This is a genomic window from Verrucomicrobiia bacterium (assembly GCA_035495615.1).
In the GTDB taxonomy this organism is placed as follows: Bacteria; Omnitrophota; Omnitrophia; order Omnitrophales; family Aquincolibacteriaceae; genus DATJFP01.
Genome location: DATJFP010000069.1, coordinates 1 through 22,582, shown reverse-complemented (window position 1 = coordinate 22,582; position 22,582 = coordinate 1). Strand labels below are relative to the sequence as shown.

Below are 22,582 nucleotides of genomic sequence, written 5' to 3'. Positions count from 1 at the left end.
TGGAAAGAACATTCTGCCCGTGATATCATGGGCAATTCCGCAATAAGGAGAACGTTATGGCCGTGCAAGTCGATCACGATACCGAAACCATGAGACAGAGGGCCCTGGAAGCCGCCAAGAAGCATAAGGCTTCCTGGATCGAATTGGGGCAGTTTTTATTCAGCATTCATAAGGACAAGTACTTCAAGAGCTGGGGATTTTTAAGCTTCGAGACCTACTGCGTGAAGGAACTGGGCATGAAGTCCACGACCGCGGCGAAGCTCCTCAAATCCTACTCCTTTCTGGAAAAAGAAGAGCCCCGCGTGATCGATCCCCGGGACGATGGGGACTCGCCTTCCAAGGTGCCGAATTTCGAGTCCGTGAACCTGCTGCGCCTGGCCAGGGAAAACCAGAAGCTGACGCCCCAGGATTATGCCGAGGTCCGCGAATCGGTGATCGAAAAGGCGCGCGAACCGCAGGAAGTCCGGGCCCAGGTGAAGAAACTGCTTTCGGAACGCGATCCCGTGGATCCGGCCGACGTGCGCAAACAGCGCCGGAATTCCGCGATCCGGCGGGTGATCACGGTCATCACGATGGCCAAGAAGGAGCTCGAAAACGAGAGCCTTCTTCCCAAGTTCCTTATTCAGCAGATGAACGAGCTGACTTCCAAGCTGCAAGACCAAATCGAGGATTAACGACACTTAATTTTGTGCAAGATTCGAATTTTTTTAAGGCCCGCTTGCCCGCTTCCCCCCAGTGTGATATCTTTCTTTTGGTTTTAAGGCCTTAACTTTCGAGCCTTGCCGTTTTTTGAACGGAGCTTTAGATGGCCAAGAAAATCATGCTGATCGATGATGAGCCTGACACGCTCACCCTGCTTTCCACCCGTCTCACCGCGAGCGGTTTTGATGTCGTTCCCGCCCTCGATCCGATTCAAGGCCTGAAGAAAATCAAGGAAACCACTCCCGACCTCATCATTCTCGACGTCCTGATGCCCAAAATGACGGGCTATGATTTCGTCCAGGAAGTCAAAAAGTGCGGCGCCGAGGTCAAGAACATCCCGATCATCGTCATCTCCGCGCGCCGCAGCATGAAAGATTTTTTCAACCGCTGGGACATCCACAGTTTCATTCCCAAGCCGTTCAATAGTGACGAGCTGATCACCGCCGTGAACAATGCGTTGAAAATTCCCGTGCCCGGCAGCGCGGCCGAAGAAGCTGCGGGCATGACGGGCGACGCTTCGTCTGGTGCGGCGTCCGATGCTCCGGCGAAACGGGCAAGCGGCGAGAAATATCGCATCCTTGTCGTGGGCATCGAAGATTATCTGGTGGAAAAGCTGAAAACCCATTTGGGCAAGCAGGGCTATGAAGCCGATTCCACGAGCGACGAAGAATACGCCTTTCGCCAGGCCAAGCAGTGGAAGCCCGCCTACATCTATTGCCAGTATTGGGAAGACCCCAATACGCTGGACGCGAAAACCCTCTATCAAAAGCTGAAAGGCTCACCGGAGACGAACGGCATCAAGTTCGCCGCTTTCTGCCCGGCGACCATGGCCGTGGAAGCGCTGAAGCTGCTTGAGCCCGGGCAGGTCCTTCCTTATTCCAAGGGCGACGAGCTGTTGGCAAAGGTCATAGCCCATCTTCAGGCAAATCCGGTCTAAACCGCCTGCCCCCCGCGGGATTTTCAGGTTTTATCTCTCCCTTTTTTTTGATACATTGAGAGCCCGGAGGGACCATGATTTCGCCCATACCCAAGACCAACGCCATGCTCATCTGTGATTACGTGATCACGGAGCAGGAGACCAACAAGAAAAGCCTCATTGGCATTTTCGAGAATATCGGCGCGGTCAAATTTCCGTTCATGCATCCGTCCCTCTCTGTTTACATCAAGCTGACCGAGGCGCGCGGCACTTACCGCTTCCGCCTTGACCTGGTCAACCTGCAGTCGAACGCCGTGACGGGCCAGGGCGAAATTCCCAACGACATCACGATCGACAGTCCGCTCACGAGCCACGAGCTTGTCTTCAATCTTCGGGGGCTGAAATTCATGGAGCCCGGAGAGTACGAATTCCGGATTTACGCCAACGACCGCATTTTCGGCCAGAAGACGTTCAACGTCAGCGATCTCGGCGCGGCCAAGGAAGCCTGATCCTTCAAAAAGTAATGGATGGAAGCGGACCCGATGCCGACAATAGGGGAAACCGCTTTTCAACTTTAAAGGGGGATTCATCCGTGAAACAAGCGTTTATCGTCCTGTTCATCAGTTGCGCGCTCGTCATCGGCGCCGCCGTTCTTTTCACCCAGTTGATGGCCAAGAAAGCCTCTGAAATGGGAATCAAGTCGACGCCCACCCAGAGCGCTCCTGCAAAACCCTAAGACCTTCTTATGAATAAAGGATTGATCCTTGCCGCCGGAGGCATTTTAGGAACGTGGGCCCGCTACAGCCTCAGCACGTGGGTGCAGGGGACTTGGCCGTCGCCTTTTCCCTCCGGAACTTTTGCCGTCAATCTCGCGGGATGCTTTCTCGCGGGGCTTTTCTTCGCGCTGGCGGAAAAGGGAACGCTGCCGGTGGCGGGGACGCTTCTCCTGATCACGGGTTTCTGCGGCGCGTTCACGACGTTTTCCGCCTGGATGCTGGACACGAACGTGCTGCTGCGCGGGGGGAACACCGGCCTTGTTTTTCTGAATCTGGCTCTCAGCCTCGCGGGCGGATTCGCTCTGCTGCAGCTTGGCCTGAGGCTCGGAGCAAGAGGGTGAACCGTGGAACCGCCGGACCTGCAGGAACGCCTTGCCGCTTTCCAGTGCCGCCGCTGCAACCGGTGCTGCGAACAGCCCGGCTTTGTTTACGTCACGCCCCCCGAGACCGAGGCGATGGCAGCGCTTCTCGGCCTCGATCCTTTTGATTTTGTAAACCGCTACTGTGAAATCGAGGACCGGAAAAAACTCGTCCTCAAAAAAAATCCCGACGAATCCTGCGTTTTCCTAACCCGCGAAGGATGCTCCGTTCACGCGGCCAAGCCGGCCCAATGCCGGGACTTTCCCGTGCGCTGGCGCACGCCGCGAAGCTTCGAGTATTGCGAAGGCATGAAAGCGCTTTTTCCGAAAGCGGATCAGCGGTGAGTGTGGATGGGGACAGGTCTTTAGACCTGTCCCATGAGCATGAATGCAAAAGTCCCGCTGCCGGCATGCGAGCTTTTGCCGGCAGATAAACGGAATGCACATCATTACTTTAGGAGGTTTTTATGGCCCTCACTCCATCCACTATGCAGCCGCTCGGCAGCGCCGCGCCGGACTTTTCGCTTCCGGACGTTGTGACCGGCAAAAAAATCTCGTTAAAAGATTCCGCAGGCCGCAAGGCGCTGCTCGTCATGTTCATCTGCCGCCACTGCCCGTACGTTGTGCATGTGAAGCATGAGCTCGCGAAGCTCGGGCGCGATTACGCGGCGAAAGACCTCGGCATCGTGGCGATCAGCTCCAACGACGCGGAGCATTATCCCGACGACGGCCCGGCCAAACTCAAGGAAATGGCGCAGGAACTGGGTTTTGGTTTCCCTTACCTCTACGACGAGTCTCAAGAAGTCGCGAAAGCTTACGCCGCGGCCTGCACGCCGGATTTCTTTGTCTATGACGCGAAGCGCAAACTCGTTTACCGCGGGCAGCTCGACGACAGCCGCCCGGGAAACAGCCAGCCGGTCACGGGCCGCGACCTGCGGCAGGCGCTCGATGCGGCGCTCGCGGGCAAAGCGCCGGCCGGCGAACAGAAGCCGAGCATGGGCTGCAACATCAAATGGAAAGAAGGGCTTGCGCCCGCGTATTTCACGGCCAAGAAATGAAAATCGTCTTTCGACTGACCTGGGCCAAAGGTTCCGCGGGTGCGCGTGCGTTCAAGTCCAAGGAAACCTTTTCCCTTTTTTCCGAGTACTGCGAACGCATCGGCCGCTTTTCTTCGTGTGAAGTGGGAGGCGGAGCCGAATCGTGGAAAAAAAACGCGGGCGTGCTTGTCTGGATGTGCGACAGGGCGCGCAAGGCGCGTCCGCTCAGTTCCGAAGACGTGGCCGCGGCTTTGGATTCTTCGTGCTCAGCCGGAGCGCGGGAACTCCACATCCTGATCGGCGGGGCCGACGGGTTTACGGAAAAAGACGACGCGTTGTGGAAGCCGGACCTCAGATGGAGCTTTGGGCCGTTGACGCTGCCGCATGAACTGGCTTCGGTCGTGGCCGCGGAACAGGTTTACAGGGCCTGGACGATTTTAAAGAAACATCCCTATCATCAGGGGCATTAAGAGCGCCTAACAAAATCCCGGTTGAAGCGAAAACTCGCAGGCCAAAGGGATTCTAGGCGCGACGGGCAAAAAGTGTTGTGACGGGCGCTCACCATCTCGCGCCCATCGCCAAACATGCGCGACTTATTCGTCGCGCGGCGATTGCTGAGCACTTTTTGACCGGCGGAACAACGAAGCCCGCCGGCATGCGAGTTTGCAGCCAAGCGGGGTTTTGATAGGTGCTCTAACATGGGCAAGATGGAAGCATTGCTCGGCGACATCACGAAAGTGAAAGCGGATGCGATCGTGAACGCGGCGAACACGACGCTGCTCGGCGGAGGCGGCGTGGACGGCGCGATCCACAGGGCCGCGGGTCCGGAACTGCTGGAAGAATGCCGCAAGCTCGGCGGCTGTCCCACCGGCGAAGCGCGCCTTACGGCCGGCTATCGGCTCCCGGCCCGCTTCGTGATCCACACGCCCGGGCCGGTATGGCACGGCGGCAAATCCGGAGAGGCCGCGCTTTTGAAAAAATGTTACCGCAACAGCCTGGAGCTGGCGCGGAAAAACAAAATCCATTCGATCGCTTTTCCTTCCATCAGTACCGGCGTTTACCATTTTCCGTTTGAAGAAGCGGCGCACATTGCCGTGGAAACCGCGCGGCAATTTCTCGACGAAGCGCCGGAGATGGACAAGGTGATCTTCGTTTGTTTCAAAGAAGCGGATTTGAAAGTTTACGAGCGCCTGCTGGCCAAGGAGCCCGTTTCATGAAATCGAGAAACGTACCGCAAGGGACCGGCGTTCTTTATCTGGTCCGGCACGGCGCCGCTATGGAAGGTCCGGACGACGACGTACGGCCTTTGTCCGGCTATGGCCAGCGGGAGGCGCGGGAGCTGGCGGTTTTTTTGAAAGGCGGCGGCCTGGTTCCGGACACGCTTTGGACCAGCCGGAAAAAAAGGGCGGTCGATACGGCCCGGATTCTTTCGGAAGAACTGGGGTGCCCGGCCGCGGAACAGAAGGCCTGGCTTTTTCCGGAAAGCTCACCCCAAACCGCGTTCGGAAACATCGAAGAATATTTTGTGGAATACCCCGCAGGAAAGCTTCTGGTCGTTTCCCATCTTCCGTTGCTGCCTCAGCTCGCGTCTTTGCTCACGCCCTCGAACTGGGCGACTTGTTCCATGATCCCTACAGCCGGATGCCTTCATTTCGAAAAGACCACGGTCTGGTCCCTGGAACAGGTCATCGCGCCCGGGCGTTCTTAAACAGCAAAAGGACTTGCCAGGAGGGAGAGTATGCATATAATGAATAAAAAAAATGATTTAGTTAAATATGGCCGAAACTCTCAAATCCTGGCCCGCGGGCGAACGGCCCCGGGAAAAATTATTCCAGCATGGCCCAGCTTCGCTGACCGATGCCGAGCTTTTGGCCGTGCTCCTGCGCAGCGGCTTCCGCCAAACCGGCGTGATGACGCAGGCGCGTGATCTGATCGCCGCGTTCGGCGGACTGCGCGGACTTTTCAGCCAGGAAGGCAAACGGCTCGGCGAGATCAAAGGCCTTGGGCCGGCCAAGGCCGCGACGCTCCTGGCGGTCACGGAAATTTCCAAGCGCTGCCTGAAGCAGCAGATGATCGGAAAGTCTTTCATCCGGGAGCCGCAGGCTGTCGTCGATTATCTGACCGCGGATTTCCAGGACCAGAAAAAAGAGGCTTTCAAGATTTTGTTTCTGAACAAGGCGCATGCGGTGATCGAGGCGAGGACTTTGTTCACCGGCACGGTCGACCGCGCCATGGTGCATCCCCGCGAGATTATCCGGGCCGCGCTGGAATTCCATGCGAGCGCGCTGGTGCTCGCGCATAATCATCCGTCGGGTCAGATCGAGCCGAGCGCGGAAGACAGGGAAATCACGGCCAAGCTCGCTTCGCTCTGCGAGGCCATGTCCATGAAAGTGCTGGATCACATCATCATCGGCGGGAACCGCTATTTCAGTTTCCGCGAAAACGGACTTTTGTAAGGAACCGCCATGACGCGAAAAAGCGACCGGATCGATTTCGAAATCGCCTTTTACGAAAGCCTGGTCAAGGACAAGGAAGATTTCGTGGATGCCCTGATCCCGCTCGCGCATGCCTACACCGAAAAAGGGTGGTTCGAAAAAGGGCTGGAAATCGACCGCAGGCTCGCGCGGCTTTTGAAAGACGACGGCATCGTCCATTACAATCTCGCCTGCAGCCTCGCGCTGCTCGGCAAATCGCGCGAAGCGCTGCGCGCCCTGCGGCGGGCGCTTGTTCTGGGCTACGAAGACTTCGAGCACCTGAAACAGGACCCGGACTTGAAAAGCCTGCACAAAATGCCGGAGTTCAAAAAAATTCTGGCCTCGATCGAGTAATGGACGTAAACGCGAAATACGGCCGCACCCTGTTGGGATTCGCGCTTGTGTTTTTTCTCGCGGGCACGGCGTCCGCGGAAAAAGTGCGGCACGTGATCGACGGCGACACATTTGTTCTCGAAGACAATCAGCGCGTGCGGCTGATCGGCGTGGACACGCCCGAAATCGATCATCCGCGGTACAACCGTCCGGGCGAATATTACGGCGAAGAAGCGCGGCTGTATTTGAAGAAACGCGTCGAAGGCAAAGACGTGAGGCTGGAAAACGGGCCTGAAGGTTTCGATAAATATGGAAGGCGTCTGGCTTACGTTTATGAAGGCGGCGTTCTGGTCAATGCGGACTTGATCGCGCTGGGATTCGGAGAGGCAACTCGCGCGTTTCCGCATCCGCGCCAGGCGGAATTTCTCGAATTGGAAGAGCAGGCGCGGCAGAAAAAAGCCGGCCTGTGGGACAAGACATCAGTCCGGAATTCCCGGCCCCCGGCGCTGAGGCGTGCGGCGGCCTGGGTCACGCCGGTTCTTGCGGTTCTTTTTCTGCTTCCGCTTTTCCGGAAAAGGAGATAATCATGGCCATCTTGAAAGTCGCCCGCCTCGGGCATCCCGTGCTGCGTCAAAAAGCGGCGAATGTGGATCCGAAAGAAATCGGCACGCCGGAATTCCAGCGCTTCCTCGACGACATGGTCGACACCATGCGCGAATACGACGGCGTCGGCCTTGCCGCGCCGCAGGTCCACGCTTCCAAACAAATCTTCGTCTGCGAAGTGGAAAAAAATCCCCGCTATCCCGAGGCGCCTTCGGTGCCGCTGACATGCGTCATCAATCCCGTGCTGAAAGACCTGTCGGACAAAAAGGTGCCGATGTGGGAAGGATGCCTCAGCATCCCGGACATGCGGGGCGTGGTGCCGCGGCATGAGTCTCTGATCTGCGAAGGCCTGGACCGGAAGGGGAAGCCGCTCACGCTGGAAGTCTCCGGCTTTTTCGCGCGCGTCATCCAGCACGAATGGGACCACTTACAGGGCCACGTCTATCCCGACCGCATGAAAGACCTCAGAACCCTGACCTTTTTGCAAGAATTCGGCCGCTACTGGGTCGACGACGAGGAAGATTAGCGTCCTTTGCTCTTAAAGCCGCTTGTGCTAGAATTTCCGGACTTTTGGCTTTGATGCGGGGGTGGTGGAACTGGCAGGCTTACACACGGGGCCAAAATCCAGCGCTCAATCGTCGCGCGACGAATAAGTCGCGCATGCTTGACGATGGGCCCGAGACGGTGAGGGCCCTTAACAGAGAGTTCGACTCTCTCCCTCCAATCGCCGCGCGACGAATAAGTCGCGCACGCTTGGCGATGGGTCCGAGACGGTGAGGACCCTTAATGAATTAATATCGCACGGATCTTTGAGTAAGAAGATTTGATGCGGGGGTGGTGGAACTGGCAGACACACTGGACTCAAAATCCAGCGCTCGCAAGAGCATGAGAGTTCGACTCTCTCCCTCCGCATTTTGTTTTCAACTCTCTCCTTGATTTCGAAAACCAAACACAGGAATCCAAATGGCATCCGGCTTCAAAGCCTACCCCTTCGACGAACTCGAGCCCAAGTGGCAGGCGTTCTGGGAAAAGAACAAGACCTTCCGCGCGCCCGATCCGGGAGAGCCCGGAAGTAACAAGCCCAAGTACTACGTGCTCGACATGTTCCCGTACCCATCGGGCGCGGGCCTTCACGTCGGCCATCTCGAAGGCTACACCGCCACCGACATCACGGCCCGTTATAAAAGGATGCGCGGCTTCAACGTGCTTCATCCCATGGGCTGGGACGCGTTCGGGCTTCCCGCCGAGCAGTACGCGATTGAAACCGGCACGCATCCTCGCGAGACCACGAAAAAGAACGTCGACAATTTTCGCCGCCAGATCAAACGCCTCGGCTTCAGCTACGACTGGGACCGCGAAGTCGACACGACCGATCCGGGCTACTTCCGCTGGACGCAGTGGATCTTCATGAAGCTTTTCGAAAGGGGCCTGGCCTACGAAGCCGAGATGCCCGTGAACTGGTGCCCGGAACTCGGCACGGTGCTCGCGAACGAAGAAGTGATCGACGGCAAATCCGAGCGCGGCGGGCATCCGGTCATCCGCAAGCCCATGCGTCAGTGGGTGCTGAGGATCACAAAGTACGCCGACCGCCTTCTGGAAGACTTGGAAGAACTCGACTGGCCGGAAGCCATCAAGGAAATGCAGCGCAACTGGATCGGGCGCTCGGTCGGCGCGGAAGTGGATTTTAAAATCGACGGCGCCGGCGATACGGTCCGCATTTACACGACGCGGCCGGACACGCTTTTCGGCGCGACCTACATGGTGCTTTCGCCCGAGCATGCTCTCGTCAAAAAAATCACGACGGACTCGCAGAAAGCCGCGGTCGGAAAATACGTCGATGCCGCCTCGAAGAAATCCGATCTCGACCGGACGGAACTCAATAAAGAAAAAACAGGCGTGTTCACCGGCGCGTACGCGGTGAATCCCGTGAACGGCCAGAAGATCCCGATTTGGATTGCCGACTATGTGCTGATCAGCTACGGAACCGGTGCCATCATGGCTGTTCCCGCGCATGACGAACGCGATCACGAATTCGCGGTGAAGTACGGCATCAAGATCGTTCCCGTCATCAAGCATCCCGAAGAAGCGAATTTCGATTTTCAGAAAGAGGCCTTTACGGGCGTGGGCGTTTGCTTCAATTCCACGACGCCGGACAAAGGATTCTCGATCGACGGCCTGAAAAGCGACGGGGCCAAGGAAAAAATCACGGCCTGGCTCGAACAGAAAACGATCGGCAAGAAATCTATCCAGTACAAATTACGCGACTGGCTATTCTCGCGCCAGCGCTACTGGGGCGAACCCATTCCCGTGATTCACGCGGATGGGAAGCCGAAACTTATTTCCGAAAGCGAATTGCCGCTGCGCCTTCCTGAGACGTCGAGCTTCAAGCCTACGGGAACCGGCGAGCCGCCGCTCGCCGCGGTCAAAGACTGGGTGCAGACAAAAGACGAGACCGGAAAGCCCGCACTGCGTGAAACCAACACCATGCCGCAATGGGCCGGTTCCTGCTGGTACTATTTGCGCTACATCGACCCGAAGAACGACAAAGCGCTGATCGATCCCGCGAAAGAAAAATACTGGATGCCGGTGGACCTTTACATCGGCGGCGCGGAACACGCGGTGCTGCATCTTCTGTATTCGCGCTTCTGGCACAAAGTGCTCTACGACATCGGCGTCGTCAAAACCAAAGAACCGTTCCACAAGCTCATCAACCAGGGCATGATCCTGGGCGAGGACAGCCAGAAGATGTCGAAGTCGCGCGGCAATGTCGTCAATCCCGACGACCTTATAGCCGATTACGGCGCGGACAGCGTGCGCCTCTACGAAATGTTCATGGGCCCGCTGGAAATGACCAAGCCCTGGTCCATGAACGGCGTGGAAGGCGTGTACCGTTTTCTTTCGCGCGTGTGGCGCCTTTTCATCGAACGAGAAGGCACGCTCAGCCCCAAGATCCAGGACAGGGAATTGACGCCCGCGGAAAACAAACGCATGAACCAGACCGTGAAGAAGGTGACCGAAGATCTGGAAGGCGGCCGTTACAACACTGCGATCTCGGCGCTCATGATCTTCATCAACGAAACGTTGAAAGACGAAACCTACGCGGCTTCCATGTTGAAAAATTTCATTCTTCTCCTGGCGCCCTTCGCGCCGCACCTGTCGGAAGAACTCTGGCAGCGCCTCGGCGGCAAGGAAACCCTGGGCTGGGCTCCTTGGCCGAAATGGGACGAGAAGTGCCTGGCGGAAGCGAGCGCCGAGCTGGCTGTCCTGGTGGGCGGTAAAGTTCGCACCAAAATAGTCGTTTCTTCATCGAGTAGCGAAGACGAAATCCGGAAAATGGCCCTCGAACACGAGGCCATTGTTCCCTGGCTGGAAGGGAAGACCCTCAAGCAAGTCGTGGTCGTGCCCGGCCGCATCGTCAATATCGTCTTGAATTAAATTCCGCACCGAGCGCCTGTCAGGACGGCAACCCAGGACGCGCCCGCGGCGGTTTCTCTCCACCGGGACACAGGAGTCCCGCGATCTCGATGCCTAAAGTCCAGATCAAAAAAAATGAAATTTGGGCCGGCTCAAAAAAAGTTCCTCTGATTTCGGGAGAAGTCCATTACTGGCGCCTGAACCCGAGCTATTGGAAGGAAGTGCTGGCGCGCGTCCGCGAAATGGGCCTGCAGACGGTCGCGACCTACGTGCCGTGGGACTACCACGAATACCACCGCGGCAAATTCGACTTCACGGGCAAGACCGACCAGACGCGCAACCTCAAGAAATTCCTCGAGCTCACGCGTCGCGAAAAATTCAACGTCATCATCCGGCCCGGCCCGTACATCTACAGCGAATGGCCCAACGAGGGCGCGCCCGCTTACGCGTACAAATACCACCGCCTTCATCCCACGTTCCTTAAATACGCGCGCGTGTACCTGGAAAAAGTCTGCGCGGTTTTAAAGCCGTATCTCGCGTCGCGCCGCGGCGGCCACATCATCATGCTGCAGGCGGACAACGAGATCGACCCGTGGCCGGACACCTTCGGCCCGCAGTACGGCCTCGGCCATACCCCCGGCATGTTCCAGGACTTCATCCGCGAGCTCTATCACGGGGACCTCGACGACCTGAACGCGAGCTGGGGCACGGAATACCGCAAGTTCGAGGAAGTGGGGGCGCATATCGCGACCATGCTGCAGGGCGAGACCGGCCTCATGCTGAAGGGCGACAAAGAGCTCAAGCGCAACATCGACTATTTTAAATTCAAATACGATTATTCGCGCAAGGTCGCGGAATGGAACGTGGAAACGTTCCGCGAACTGGGCATCGACGTCCCGATCTACCTGAACATGTACCCGTTTTTTTATGCACACGACTGGCGGGAAATGCAGTCGGCCTGCGACATGATCGGCGTGGACTTGTATCCGTCCAGCGAGCTCGCCGAAGATCAGTACGAGCAGCGCAAGCTGATCGACAAAATCCGTTTCCTCAAGAACACGTCGAAGGTCGCCTACATCGCGGAATTCGCCGCGGGTGTGTGGCACGCGCGCCATTACGAGACCGGCGTGCTGACGCCGAACCATTACCGGCTCATCGTGCTGTCGGCCATCATGGGCGGCGTCACGGGCTGGAACTGGTACATGCTGGTCAACCGCGACAACTGGTATATGTCGCCGATCAACGAGTGGGGCCGCGTGCGCGGCGAGCTGTACGAGGTCTTCAAGGAGATGGTTTCCGTGTTCCATCAGATGCATCCGCCCAGCCTGAAGAAGATTACGGAAGTGGGCGTGACCTACAATCCGCTGCAGTATGCCGCGCGCACGCTCAGCGCGAAAAGCCCGATCCTCGTCGGGCTCTACGACGCGGACATCGATTACCAGCTCTACGACCCGAGAGTCATGACCTGCGACCAGAAAGTCCTTTTTTATTCCGGCAACCAGTGGCTCGAGGAAACATCGCACCGGCGCCTGCGCGAATACGTGGAAAACGGCGGCACTCTGGTCGCGTTCCGCGATTACCCGCGCAAAGACGACCGCTTCCGGCACCTGGACATCATCGGCTTCGAAGATCCGAAAAGCATCCTGTTCGAATTCAAGAAAGCATTCACGATCCAGCTCGCCCCCGGCCGGCAAAAGGTGAGGCAGGTCAGCTCGGTTTACACGTTCCCGGACGGAAGCGGGCAGAGGATCATGGCCGACTTCGGCAGCTACGGCAAGCACGTCGTCGGCTACATCAAAAAAGTCGGCAAGGGCAGGCTCGTGCATTTCGGCATGGATCCCACGCGCGAGCTGATCCTGGAAATCCTGAACTATCTCAAGATCGGCCTTGTCTCCTATTCGCCGACGCGCGACATCAAGACCGCGCTGTTTTCGCGCGGCAGCCGCCATTACCTGGTCGTCACCAACAACGGCGGCGAAGACAAAAGCGCCAGCATCTTCCTGCCGGCGCTGGAGCGTTACAAGGGCCGCATGAAGATCCGGGACCTCATGACCGGCCGCACCGACCTTTCTTCGAACGAGCGCCGCCAGCCCTTTACCGCCGACATCCACCGCAAGGACGGCAAGGTCTTCGAGTTCATTCCCGTTTAAGAGCACCTAATAAACCCCGCATGGCTAGGCCCGGATAACAGGCCATGACCGTAATTGCTATAAGGGCAGCCTTGCCCTGCCTGAAACCCGGCATTAAGATATTTTCCGCCCTGCCGAACTATTAGAGAGCGGGGACCACTCCCACACACTCAGCCGAGCCGAGGCCTTTATGTACGAATCCTTTTTCAATTTGAAAGAAGCCCCTTTCAACGTTACGCCCGACCCGCGCTTCGTCTATTTCAGCCAGCAGCACCGCGAGGCGCTCTCTACGCTAATCTACGGCGTGGAAAGCCGGCGCGGCTTCATCCAGATCACGGGGGAGATCGGGACGGGCAAGACCACGCTTTGCCGCGCGCTGCTTCAGCGCATGAGCGACCGGGTGCACAGCGCGCTCGTCTTCAATCCCAAGCTGTCCGAGTTCGAGCTGCTGCAGACCATCGTCGAAGATTTCGGGATCAAGCCTTCGGGCAAGAAAAGGAAAGATTATTTCGATTCGTTGAATCGTTTCCTGCTGGAGCAGCTCGAAGAAGGCTACAACGCCATCGTCATCATCGACGAGGCGCAGCTTCTCAGCCCGAAAGCGCTCGAGCAGATCCGGCTGCTGTCGAACCTCGAAACCTCGACGCAGAAACTTTTGCAGATCATCCTCGTGGGCCAGCCCGAGCTGAAGGACCTGCTCAACCGCAAGGACCTGGTCCAGCTCTACCAGCGCATCACGATCCGTTACCATCTCACGGTCCTGTCGCGCGAAGAAGTCGACGAGTACATCCGGCACCGGCTGCAGGTCGCCGGCGGCCAAAACGATTTTTTTACGCCCGAAGCCATCGACCGCATCCACCAGATTTCCGGCGGCGTGCCGCGCCTGATCAACGTACTGGCGGACCGCTCGCTTATGGCAGCGTTCACGCAATCCAGCCGTCTCATCGACACCGGCATGGTCGATTATGCTTACGGCGATCTCCAGGGGGTAAGAGCATGAGTTTGATCCACGACGCGCTCCAGCAGAAGAAAAAACCTTTGGCCGCGGTCATGGCCACGATGAAAGTCCCGGCCGCGCCGCTTCCCGCGGTGATGCACGCGTCCCAGGCGGCCGCGATGCCGAAAGCCGCGCCTGCCCGCCGCGCGCACGAATCCCGCATGCCTTATGTTTTCTGGGGCCTTCTGGCCGTCGTCTGTTTGTTTTCCGCGTGGCCGCTTTTCACGGCCGCGCGTTTCATGAACGTCCAACCCGCGCATTCCTCTCCACTTCCGGCGGCGCCGAAAACCTTTCCCGAGCGCCACCCGGTGCGGACGTTTGCTACGACTCCGACCGCGATTTCCGCGGGCTTTACGCTGAGCGGCATCATCGACGGCAACGAAGAGCTCGCCGTAATTAACGATGAAGTGGTCGGCGTCGGAGACCGTATCGGCAACGCCCTCGTCAAAGAAATTCAAGGCAGGAGAGTGATCCTTGAGTCTCAGGGAAGGGAAGTCTACCTGACGCTCGCGTAGTCCTTCTTCGCGGGAAGTCAGCGGCTTTTCTAATCCGGGGACCGGAATGCCTGCGCTGAAATTCCTGCACCACACCTTTTTGTTCTGGCTGCTCTTTTGTTTTCTCGCCTTCCAGGCCGCCCGGATTTTTTCCTCTCCCCAAAAGGAACCGCCGCCCGCTTTCCGGCTCGTGCGGGAAAACGCGGCGCCCGCGGGAGAAAGGCCTTGAGCCTGCCTTTTTTGTGGCCCGCGCTTGCCGCCACGCTTGGCATCCTGTCCGCGCCTTTTATTCCGGTTCCTCCGCAGATTTTGGCCTGGCTTTGCCTTGCCGGACTCTGGCCTGCCTGGAAGGCGAGAGGCGGAAAATATTTTCTTTTTCTTTTCGTCCTTCTCTTTGCCGCGGCCTTTGCCCTCCGTCTCCGGCTCGACGCCGCGCCCCGGCCGCATCCCCTGGAATCCTGGATTTTCGACGCGCAGGAGCAGCAGGCCAATGTCGGGGGAACCGTGGAGGGCGCACCCGAAATTTTACCCGCGGGAAGGGGCCAGAAAATTTCGTTTGTGCTCCGCGCGAAGAGAATCATCCTGGTGACCGCGCGAGGCCGTTTGGAGTTTCCCGTGGAAGGCCGCGCCTGGGTCACCGCGTTTCATCCGGGAGAAATTCCGGAAGCGGGCGACGCGGTCCTTGTCTGCGGGAGGCTCCGCAAACCGGCGCGGCCCGCGCATCGATATGATTTTGACGCAGAATCGTTTTATCGCGGCCGGGGAATCGGCACGCTGGCGCAGGCCTACGGCGGCCCGTCGCTGCGCGTCCTGGCCCGCGGTCCCGGAGCGGGAAACGGATTTCTGCGGGCCGTCGAGGCCTGGCGATCCGCGATCCGCAGTCAAATCGCGCGCCTCTGGGACCCCGAGCCGGCCGCGTACGTTCGCGCGCTCGTTCTCGGGGACCGCCAGCAGCTTTCGCCCGCGGCGCGCCAGGCGTTTCTGGCCACGGGCACCACGCACATCCTCTCGATCAGCGGGCTGCACGTGTCGCTTGTGGCCGGCACTTTTTACGGGCTGCTCCTTCTCTGCGGTTATCCCGGACGGCCCGCGGCCGCATGGAGCGCGGGATTCGTGCTGCTTTACGTCCTGGTTTCCGGCCTCGGCATTCCTGTGATGCGCGCGGGCTGGATGAGCGGCCTTGTGTTCGCGGCCTTTTTCCTGGAACGCGACAGGCCCGCGTGGAATTCGTTTTTCTTCGCCTATTTTGTTCTCGCGGCCGCGGACCCGGGCGCGCTGAGCCAGGTGTCGTTCCAGCTTTCTTTCCTGTCGGTTTTCATGCTGCGGCTTGCGGCGCCGTCCGCCAAGGACGATCCGGCGCTCGAGGCCTGGGGGTTCGGCGCGACGCTCGCCGTCATGCTCGGCACGTTTCCCCTGGCAGCCTATTATTTTTACGTGTTCGCTCCGGCCGGCCTTCCGGCCAATCTCGTGGCCATTCCGCTTTTCCACGCGGCGCTGGTCCTGGCCTTTGCCGCGCTCGCTTTTTCTTTTTCTTTTCCGCCCGCGGCTTTTTTCGCGGGAGCGTCCGCTTTTTTTCTGAAAGCCGCGCTGGCCTCGATCGCTTTTTTCGCGCGCCTGCCCGGCGCTTTCTTTCATGTGCCCAAGCCGTCGATCCTTCAGATGCTCGCGTATTACTTCGTCCTGGCCGGCTTGTGGATGTTTCGGCGCGGTCAGGCCCCGGGCACGCGCCGTTTGCGCGTGGCCTTGTCCGGCGCCCTGGCGGGCCTTGTCCTGACTTTTTTTGTGCGGCCCCAGCCGGAATTCCAGCTCACGGTTTTTTCCGTCCGGGAAGGCGCGGCCTCGCACGCGGTTTTCGACGGCAGCTCCCACTGGCTGCTTCAAAGCGGCGCGCGTCCGGACCGCACGCTTAAAAAATATTTCGAAGGCCGGGGCGCTCCGCCGCTCGCGGGAATCTTCCTTCCGTCTGCCCCCGCGTCGGGGCTGCTTCCGGCCGAAAGGATTTTCGAAGCGCTTCCGCCGAAGCGTCAACCCGCGGCCGGTCCTGTCCACTACGTGCTGCAGCCGGGAAATCACGTGGACATCGGTCCGCGGGGCAGGATCGAAACCCTGTCGGCCGGAAAAAATTTGGCGCTGTCGGTCTGCTATGGCGGGGACTGCGTGCTCTGGCTCGAAAACTTATCCGCGGAAACCCTGGAATCTTTGAAGCGTCCGGGGAAGAGGTACCGGGCCGTGATCCTGGCGCGCGCCGGGGAAAGCCCGGAAAAGTTATGGGAGGAATTAGGCGCGGCAACGGGGATGGAATCGGTGGTGCTGCCGGGACGCGATCCGGGGCTGCTTTCATTTTCCGCAAGGCGGCCGGTCCGGATTTTCAATTTGAGCGAGTCTGGAGACGTGCGTTTTACACCCGGAAAAGACGGGATTTTGAGGCTTGTTCCGCGCTTCTTATCCGCCGCTGGATAAAGGATTTGGAGCGGCCGGGTAAGGGAAAATCCTTCGTTGACATTTTAAAAATGCTTTGTTATAGTAGGGCGTTTTAAAATCCCACGCAAATCGAGGTATTCACACAACTTATGAAAATCAACAAGCGCGCGCTTGTCCTCCTCGCCTTCCTTCTTGTTCCTTCTGCCGTTTCTAATGCTTACTGGGTGTGGTCTCCTGAACAGGGGAAGTTCGTCAATTCCGAGGGCGGAGCCCAGGATGCTTCCGACGAACAATACGAATATGCGATGAAACTTTTCCGCGACAAAGATTACAAGAAGGCCGAAGACGAATTCAAAGACCTCCTGAAAAAATACCGCAGCTCCAAAGCGGCGCCCGAGGCCCAGTACCAGCTCGGCATTCTCTACGAAGAAAAAGGGGATTACCTCAAAGCGTTCGAGGCGTACAAAGATCTTTTCCAGAGTTATCCGCAGAACAACCGCGCCGACGAAGTGATCGAGCGCGAATTCCGCATCGGCAATGTTTTCCTTTCCGGCCGCAAAGGCAAGCTGATGGGCCTCGAGATCCTGCCCTCTCTTCCGCGCGCCATCGACGTCTTCGATCACATCGTGAAGCAGGCGCCCTATGGCGCATACGGCGACAAGGCCCAGTTCAACCTCGGCCTCGCGGATAAGCAGGCCGGCCGTTTCGACGCGGCCGTCGACGCGTTCCAGGCCGTGATCGACAACTACCCGAAAAGCGAGCTCGTGACCGAGGCCCGCTACCAGATGGCGGAAGCGTCCTTCATGAAATCCAACGTCCAGGCCCGCGACCAGCGCGCCCTCGACAACGCCGCCGATTCCATGGACAGCTTCCTCACGCGTTATCCGGACAGCAGCGTTTCGGAAAAAGCGCAGAAGATCCGCCAGGAGATCGACGAGAAAAATGCGGAGAAGAATTACCGCATCGCCGTGTATTACGAAAAGACGAATTATCTCTCGAGCGCGCTCATTTATTATAAAGACGTGGCCAAGCGCTATCCCGACACCCAGTGGGGGCAAAAGGCCAAGGAAAAACTGAGCAGCCTTCAGGAGCCCGTGACCTATCACGGCGGCAAGAAAACCGAGCTCGACCAGGAAATCCAGGTGACGGAAGCGAACCTCGGCGCATTGCCCAAGGGCGATTCCGTGGAACGCTCCACGCTGGAACGCACGCTCGAGCGCCTCAAGCAGAAGCGCAAGCGCCTTGAGGCTTCCAAGAAAGAGAGCCTGTCCAGCCGCGAAGAAGATTTGAAGCGCCGCGAAAAGGAACTCGTGGAAAAACAGAAGAACCTGGACCTGAAGCGCAAACAGTACGCTTCGAACACGTCCGAAGATTTCAAAAAAGCCATGGACCGCTGGCAGTCGTCGCTCGACGAAGAACGCGACGGGCTGGCCGCGGAAAGAAAGCAGCTTACCGGATGGAAGCAGTCGCTCGGCATGGAATCCAAGGGAAGCTTTCTGGACATCCTGCCGTTCGTCGGCGAGCAGCCCACCGAGCTCGACAGGGTCCGCCAGATCGAAGCCCGCAAGCTTTACAAGGTCTCCGACGAGAAGAAAGACCTGCTCGAGGAAAAGGAACTCCTTTACAAGCATTACAACGAAGTGGCCGCTATGCTGGGCGTGCACGAAGAATCCATGACCGGCCTCGAATCCGACCAGAAGGGTTTTTACGAAGCCTTCCAGGCGGGCCAGGAAGACATCAAGAGCCGCGAGAAAAATCTCGGCGACAGCGAACAGCACATCAAGTCCCTGGAAAAGGAACTCGACGACAAGAAGCAGATCTTCGAATCCAAGTACGGGACCAGCGCCTGGAAGGCTCTTTTGTCCGCTCCGGGCAAGATGATGGGATCGCTCGGCGCTTCGACCGGCGCGGTCGGCCGTTCGATCGATGCCCTCAACCCTTTTGACGGAAAGTCCACGGGCTCGGACGAACCCGTGCAGAAGCTCCTGGAATACAAGATGCACCTGCAGGAAAAGATCACCGCGCAGAAGAACATCGTGGACATCATGTCGCAGGCCTTCAACGAAGAACTGGCCATGCAGGAGCAGCGCCGCCTGCTGGATTCGCTCAGCGCAGGCAACCCCACGGACAAAGAAGTCCGCGACCTGCGCAAGGAAATCAAAGGCATTGAGAAGGAAATGCGCAAGGCGTATCAGGAAATCAACGACCGGCACGACAAGATCAAGGCCATGACCGGCGAATTGAACGGCCTGCTCCAGACGCGCGAAAAGGAAAAAGTGCCCGCGGTGGCCCGCGCGGCTGCTGCTCCCGCCCGCGCCGTGCTGAAGGGCGCGCACGAATTTATTTTCGGCCGCAAGTCCCAGGCCGCCCAAGCCTCCGATACGGCCGCGAAGCTTCCGGAAAACGATGCCTACGCGGACCGTGCGAAGTCCCTGAAAGAAGAGATCGAACTGGAAAGCATGATCATCGAGGCCCGCAATCAGGAAATCTTCAAGCTTCGGAAGGAGCTCGACATCCTGAAGGCCAAGGCGTCGCTCGGCGGCGGCTACAAGTTCCGCTCGTCGATCGTGAAGGTGCCGTATGAATTCATGGAAGACGCGGTCGACAGCGCCCGCAGCGTCCTTCCCAAGAAAGACCGCAAGGAAAGGCTGATCCACCGCCTCGACGAAGAAACGCGCAAGCTCGAAACGTACCGCCAGGAGCTCAATCGCGTCGAATCCGAAATTACGGCGAAGGGCGGCGCGCCCGAAGCCCCGGCGGCTCCTGCCGCTCCGGCGGAAGAAACCGCGGCGCAGCCCGAACAAACGGCCCCGGCCGCCGAAGCCGCGCCGGTCGACGTGGAAAAGCAGACCCTCGAGCAGGAGATCCAGAGCATTGCCGCGCGCCTGCAGAACGCGCGCCAGGACTTCCAGCGCCAGAACCAGATGATTTCCCACGAGGCCGAAGCGCTCGACCGCGAAGCCGAGCAAAGCAAAGGCGAGAAGAAGTGGGAAGAAAAGAAGAAAGACATTTCCGGCAAGGAAAAGAATCTCTTCAAGGAACTCAATGGCCTCAAAGGCGACTTAGGCAAACTGATCCAGCGTGAACGGGAACTGGAAAAGGAGGAATCCGAGATTATCGAGAAAAAGATCAACAAGATCGATCAGCTTGTTCAGAGCGTCGGCTCCAAAGCCACGGCCCAGGATCTTTTGACCGAGAGGGAGCGCCTGGAAGAACGCCTGGTCCAGATCGAATCCCGCCACAGTTTTCTTTCCCGTGAACTCGACCGGTTTGAACCCGGCAAGACGAAAGTAGCCTAAGAATGAAAAAATATGCAGTGCTTGCGCTCGTTGCCCTGACGGCCACGCTTTATCCCGGCTGCGGGTATACCAGTAAGACCGTCCTCCCCAAAGACATCAAGACGATCTACGTCGACACGGTGAAAAACAAGATTCCGATCCAGGAAGTGTACGCTTACGTGCCGGGGCTGGAAATCGACATCACCAACGCCATCATCAACCGCCTGCACCGCGACGGCAATCTGAAAGTCGTGAAGAAGGAAGAAGCCGACGCGATTCTCGAGCCGACGCTCATCCAGTTCGAGCAGGAAGGGCTGCGGTTTACGAGCCTGGAGTCGGTGGAGGAATACCGCTTGTACATTGTTCTGGATGTGCAGCTGATCGACCGGGCGACCGGGGACGTGATCTGGCATGAGCCGGATTTTTCAGGCGACGCGGAGTACAAGGTCAGCACCGTTCGTACGATCAACAGGGAAGAAGCGGCCGCGGACGCGGTCCAAAAAATCGCCAAGAACGTCGTGGACCGGATCGTCGAAGACTGGTAAGCCCGGCCCTAACCGAAATCGAACAGAAAACTTTCCCCCTGTCACGGCTAAACATGGCGAAACTGTTTTATCTTTTTCTCGGCGATCCTTTCATCGTGGACGAGCAGATCCGGGAGCTCACCGCCCGCCTTGAAAAAGAAAATCCCGGCGGCGTCTCGAAGCAGACTTTCCGCCTGAAAGAAACCCCTCTGGCTGCCGTGCTGACCCAGGCGCGCACGCTGCCGTTCCTCATCTCGCTCCAGATCTTCAAGATCGCGGACGCGGACCTCCTGAAGGAGGGCGACCTCGAGGCCTTTTCCCAGTACTGGGAAGCGCCGGCTCCGGCCACGTGCTTCATCCTCCAGTCTCCGGTGACGGATCTCAAAAAAAATCCCCTGGCCAAATGGGCCCAGAAGGAAAAAGCGGAGATCCTGCTTTTTTCCGACCGCGACAAGCAGGGCGCGGCCTCCAAATTCATTCGGGATAAGCTGAGGCAATACGGCAAGAAAATGGCGCCGGACGCCCAGAGGCGTCTAGAAGAGCAGGTGGGCGACGCGCCCGGCATGCTCGATTCGATCCTGAATCAGATGGCCACGTACGCGGGCGAGCGGGAAGAGATCACGCTGGAAATGCTGGAGATGTTCGAGGAAAAGCTGACCGCGGTGAACGTCTATCACCTGGTGGACGCGATCAGCTTCGGAAAGACGCAGGCCGCGCTGAAACTCTTCAACGAGTACATCCGCGAAAACGACGCGGACATTCTTTCGTTCCTGGGCCTCCTGCACTGGCAATTGCGCCGGCTGTGGCTGGCGGCGGTACTGCTGGAACAGGGCGTGTCGGAAAACTCGATTCTCTTCCGCTGCGGCGTGTATGAAAGCCAGGGGAGAAACTTCATGCGTCAGGCCCGGCAGGTTTCAAGGCTGCGCCTCGAAAAGACGGTCGAAGGCCTTTTTCAGCTGGATTGGGCGATCAAGACCGGAAGGGCGTCCGAAGACACGCTGGCCGTGGAACAATGGATCGTTGGGTGCGGCGCGTAATCGCCGCGCGACGGATAAGTCGCGCATGCTGGCGATGGGCGCGAGAGGGTGAGCGCCCTTTATTTAAAGGAGACCGTTCAAAAAGTATGAGAACACACCAAGGGCCTGCGGAAACACGGAAAATGTTTGACCGGGAAAGCTTACTTCTTGGAGGCTTTTTTCTTGGGCTCGAGCGTCGCGAGAAAGCGGGTAATGCGCGATTTGCGGCGGTCAGCGCGTCCGCGGGGGATAATGCCCCGGTTGACGGCCCTGTCGTAACGCGAAATGGCGCGCATGGCAACTTCCCGGGCCTTTTCGGGCTGGTCTTTCAAAGACGCGAGTTTCTGGGAAAGCGTCTTCAGCTCCGAAATGGCGCCCTGGTTGCGGTCGCGCTTTTTCGCATCGCTGCGCACTCTTTTCTTAGCAGATTCGATATTCGGCATGGATAAACCTGATTCCTTTCAAAAAGGTCCGGACAATGTAACACAGGAGGTACCCCCTGTCAACGGGAATGCTCCCCGGGAGGGGCGCAGGCACCTGGTGAAAGCGGCCGGGCTCATGGGCTTCATGACGCTCATCAGCCGGGTGATCGGCATGATCCGGGACGTGGTCAGCGCCCAGGCCTTCGGCACGACCTGGCAATGGGACGCGTTTTTGTACGCCTTCATGATCCCGAACTTTTTCCGCCGCCTCGTCGGAGAAGGAGCGCTGTCGAGCGTTTTCATCCCGGTGTACAACGAGATCTATCAGACCCAGGGCAAGGAAGAGGCTTTCCGTTTTTCCAAGTCGCTGCTCAGTATTCTCGAGACCTCCTGCCTCGTCATCATCGCTGTCTTTCTCATCGGCATCCAGTTTTTCCTCCAGATCAAAGGCCTGCCGCCGCGGGCGCTGCTCATCGCGGACCTCTTGCGTTTCCTGCTTCCTTACATGGCGCTCATGTCGTCCTACGCGCTTTTCATGGGCGTTCTGAACAGCCACAAGGAGTTTCTCACATCTTCTTTCGGTCCGGTGATCATGAACGTGGGCTGGATCGCGGGCATTATCCTGATCACGACTTACGGACCGCGGGACCTCGTGCTGCAGCTGCGGTGGCAGTCGCTCGTCACGGT

General features: G+C 58.3%; 25 protein-coding genes and 1 tRNA gene. 25 read left to right on the top strand and 1 reads right to left on the bottom strand.

The features are described 5' to 3' along the window. Positions 1-56 precede the first annotated feature (56 nt). The 24 genes from VL688_08440 (at position 57) to holA (ending at position 21,494) form a co-directional block, all read left to right on the top strand. The gene (locus VL688_08440; GenBank protein HTL48069.1) at positions 57-674 is read left to right on the top strand and encodes a hypothetical protein; all 618 of its coding nucleotides are present in this window, start codon (positions 57-59) and stop codon (positions 672-674) included. A gap of 131 nt (positions 675-805) precedes the next feature. After that, entirely contained in the window at positions 806-1,639 is an 834-nt protein-coding gene (locus VL688_08435) for a response regulator (protein HTL48068.1), read from the top strand. A 74-nt stretch (positions 1,640-1,713) separates the two neighbouring features. Then, a complete protein-coding gene (locus tag VL688_08430; protein HTL48067.1) occupies positions 1,714-2,127 on the top strand; it encodes a hypothetical protein in 414 nt (137 codons plus the stop codon). An 83-nt stretch (positions 2,128-2,210) separates the two neighbouring features. After that, complete coding sequence (locus VL688_08425) at positions 2,211-2,354, top strand: hypothetical protein (GenBank protein HTL48066.1); 144 nt, start codon at positions 2,211-2,213, stop codon at positions 2,352-2,354. 9 nt (positions 2,355-2,363) lie between these two features. Continuing rightward, complete coding sequence (locus VL688_08420) at positions 2,364-2,735, top strand: CrcB family protein (GenBank protein ID HTL48065.1); 372 nt, start codon at positions 2,364-2,366, stop codon at positions 2,733-2,735. A gap of 3 nt (positions 2,736-2,738) precedes the next feature. After that, a complete protein-coding gene (locus tag VL688_08415) occupies positions 2,739-3,098 on the top strand; it encodes a YkgJ family cysteine cluster protein (GenBank protein HTL48064.1) in 360 nt (119 codons plus the stop codon). A gap of 122 nt (positions 3,099-3,220) precedes the next feature. Next, positions 3,221-3,811 carry a thioredoxin family protein gene (locus VL688_08410; GenBank protein HTL48063.1) on the top strand — a complete coding sequence of 197 codons (591 nt, stop codon included), beginning with the start codon at positions 3,221-3,223 and terminating at the stop codon, positions 3,809-3,811. Then, entirely contained in the window at positions 3,808-4,260 is a 453-nt protein-coding gene (locus VL688_08405) for a 23S rRNA (pseudouridine(1915)-N(3))-methyltransferase RlmH (protein ID HTL48062.1), read from the top strand. The genes VL688_08410 and VL688_08405 overlap by 4 nt, the downstream gene beginning before the upstream one ends. A 228-nt stretch (positions 4,261-4,488) precedes the next feature. Next, positions 4,489-5,007 (top strand): O-acetyl-ADP-ribose deacetylase, encoded by a 519-nt coding sequence (locus tag VL688_08400; GenBank protein HTL48061.1) that lies wholly within the window; start codon positions 4,489-4,491, stop codon positions 5,005-5,007. Beyond that, entirely contained in the window at positions 5,004-5,498 is a 495-nt protein-coding gene (locus VL688_08395) for a histidine phosphatase family protein (protein HTL48060.1), read from the top strand. Before VL688_08400 ends, VL688_08395 begins: the two co-directional genes overlap by 4 nt. A gap of 67 nt (positions 5,499-5,565) precedes the next feature. Continuing rightward, positions 5,566-6,246, top strand: coding sequence for a DNA repair protein RadC (radC, locus tag VL688_08390; protein HTL48059.1), 681 nt, complete (start codon positions 5,566-5,568; stop codon positions 6,244-6,246). A gap of 9 nt (positions 6,247-6,255) precedes the next feature. After that, entirely contained in the window at positions 6,256-6,618 is a 363-nt protein-coding gene (locus VL688_08385) for a hypothetical protein (GenBank protein HTL48058.1), read from the top strand. After that, entirely contained in the window at positions 6,618-7,181 is a 564-nt protein-coding gene (locus VL688_08380; protein ID HTL48057.1) for a thermonuclease family protein, read from the top strand. The genes VL688_08385 and VL688_08380 overlap by 1 nt, the downstream gene beginning before the upstream one ends. Positions 7,182-7,183: 2 nt before the next feature. Beyond that, positions 7,184-7,726: a peptide deformylase gene (gene def / locus VL688_08375; protein HTL48056.1), complete on the top strand. Its 543-nt coding sequence runs from the start codon at positions 7,184-7,186 to the stop codon at positions 7,724-7,726. 302 nt (positions 7,727-8,028) lie between these two features. Beyond that, positions 8,029-8,112, top strand: a tRNA-Leu gene (locus VL688_08370). Between the two features lie 51 nt (positions 8,113-8,163). Continuing rightward, a complete protein-coding gene (leuS, locus tag VL688_08365; GenBank protein ID HTL48055.1) occupies positions 8,164-10,635 on the top strand; it encodes a leucine--tRNA ligase in 2,472 nt (823 codons plus the stop codon). Between the two features lie 89 nt (positions 10,636-10,724). Then, the gene (locus VL688_08360) at positions 10,725-12,764 is read left to right on the top strand and encodes a beta-galactosidase (GenBank protein ID HTL48054.1); all 2,040 of its coding nucleotides are present in this window, start codon (positions 10,725-10,727) and stop codon (positions 12,762-12,764) included. 169 nt (positions 12,765-12,933) lie between these two features. Next, positions 12,934-13,743: an AAA family ATPase gene (locus VL688_08355; protein HTL48053.1), complete on the top strand. Its 810-nt coding sequence runs from the start codon at positions 12,934-12,936 to the stop codon at positions 13,741-13,743. Then, a complete protein-coding gene (locus VL688_08350; GenBank protein ID HTL48052.1) occupies positions 13,740-14,255 on the top strand; it encodes a hypothetical protein in 516 nt (171 codons plus the stop codon). Before VL688_08355 ends, VL688_08350 begins: the two co-directional genes overlap by 4 nt. 46 nt (positions 14,256-14,301) lie before the next feature. Continuing rightward, the gene (locus VL688_08345) at positions 14,302-14,463 is read left to right on the top strand and encodes a hypothetical protein (GenBank protein HTL48051.1); all 162 of its coding nucleotides are present in this window, start codon (positions 14,302-14,304) and stop codon (positions 14,461-14,463) included. Further along, positions 14,460-16,694 (top strand): ComEC/Rec2 family competence protein, encoded by a 2,235-nt coding sequence (locus VL688_08340; GenBank protein HTL48050.1) that lies wholly within the window; start codon positions 14,460-14,462, stop codon positions 16,692-16,694. The genes VL688_08345 and VL688_08340 overlap by 4 nt, the downstream gene beginning before the upstream one ends. Before the next feature lie 110 nt (positions 16,695-16,804). Continuing rightward, a complete protein-coding gene (gene bamD / locus VL688_08335; GenBank protein HTL48049.1) occupies positions 16,805-19,954 on the top strand; it encodes an outer membrane protein assembly factor BamD in 3,150 nt (1,049 codons plus the stop codon). 2 nt (positions 19,955-19,956) lie between these two features. Then, positions 19,957-20,478 (top strand): LptE family protein, encoded by a 522-nt coding sequence (locus VL688_08330; protein HTL48048.1) that lies wholly within the window; start codon positions 19,957-19,959, stop codon positions 20,476-20,478. Positions 20,479-20,531: 53 nt separating this feature from the next. Further along, the gene (holA, locus tag VL688_08325) at positions 20,532-21,494 is read left to right on the top strand and encodes a DNA polymerase III subunit delta (protein ID HTL48047.1); all 963 of its coding nucleotides are present in this window, start codon (positions 20,532-20,534) and stop codon (positions 21,492-21,494) included. A 140-nt stretch (positions 21,495-21,634) separates the two neighbouring features. On the opposite strand, the gene rpsT is transcribed toward holA, so the two are convergent. Then, the gene (gene rpsT, locus VL688_08320) at positions 21,635-21,916 is read right to left on the bottom strand and encodes a 30S ribosomal protein S20 (protein HTL48046.1); all 282 of its coding nucleotides are present in this window, start codon (positions 21,914-21,916) and stop codon (positions 21,635-21,637) included. 97 nt (positions 21,917-22,013) lie between these two features. On the opposite strand from rpsT, the gene VL688_08315 reads away from it, so the two are divergent. Next, positions 22,014-22,582, top strand: a 569-nt coding sequence (locus tag VL688_08315) for a lipid II flippase MurJ (protein HTL48045.1), incomplete at its 3' end; no start/stop codon positions are given.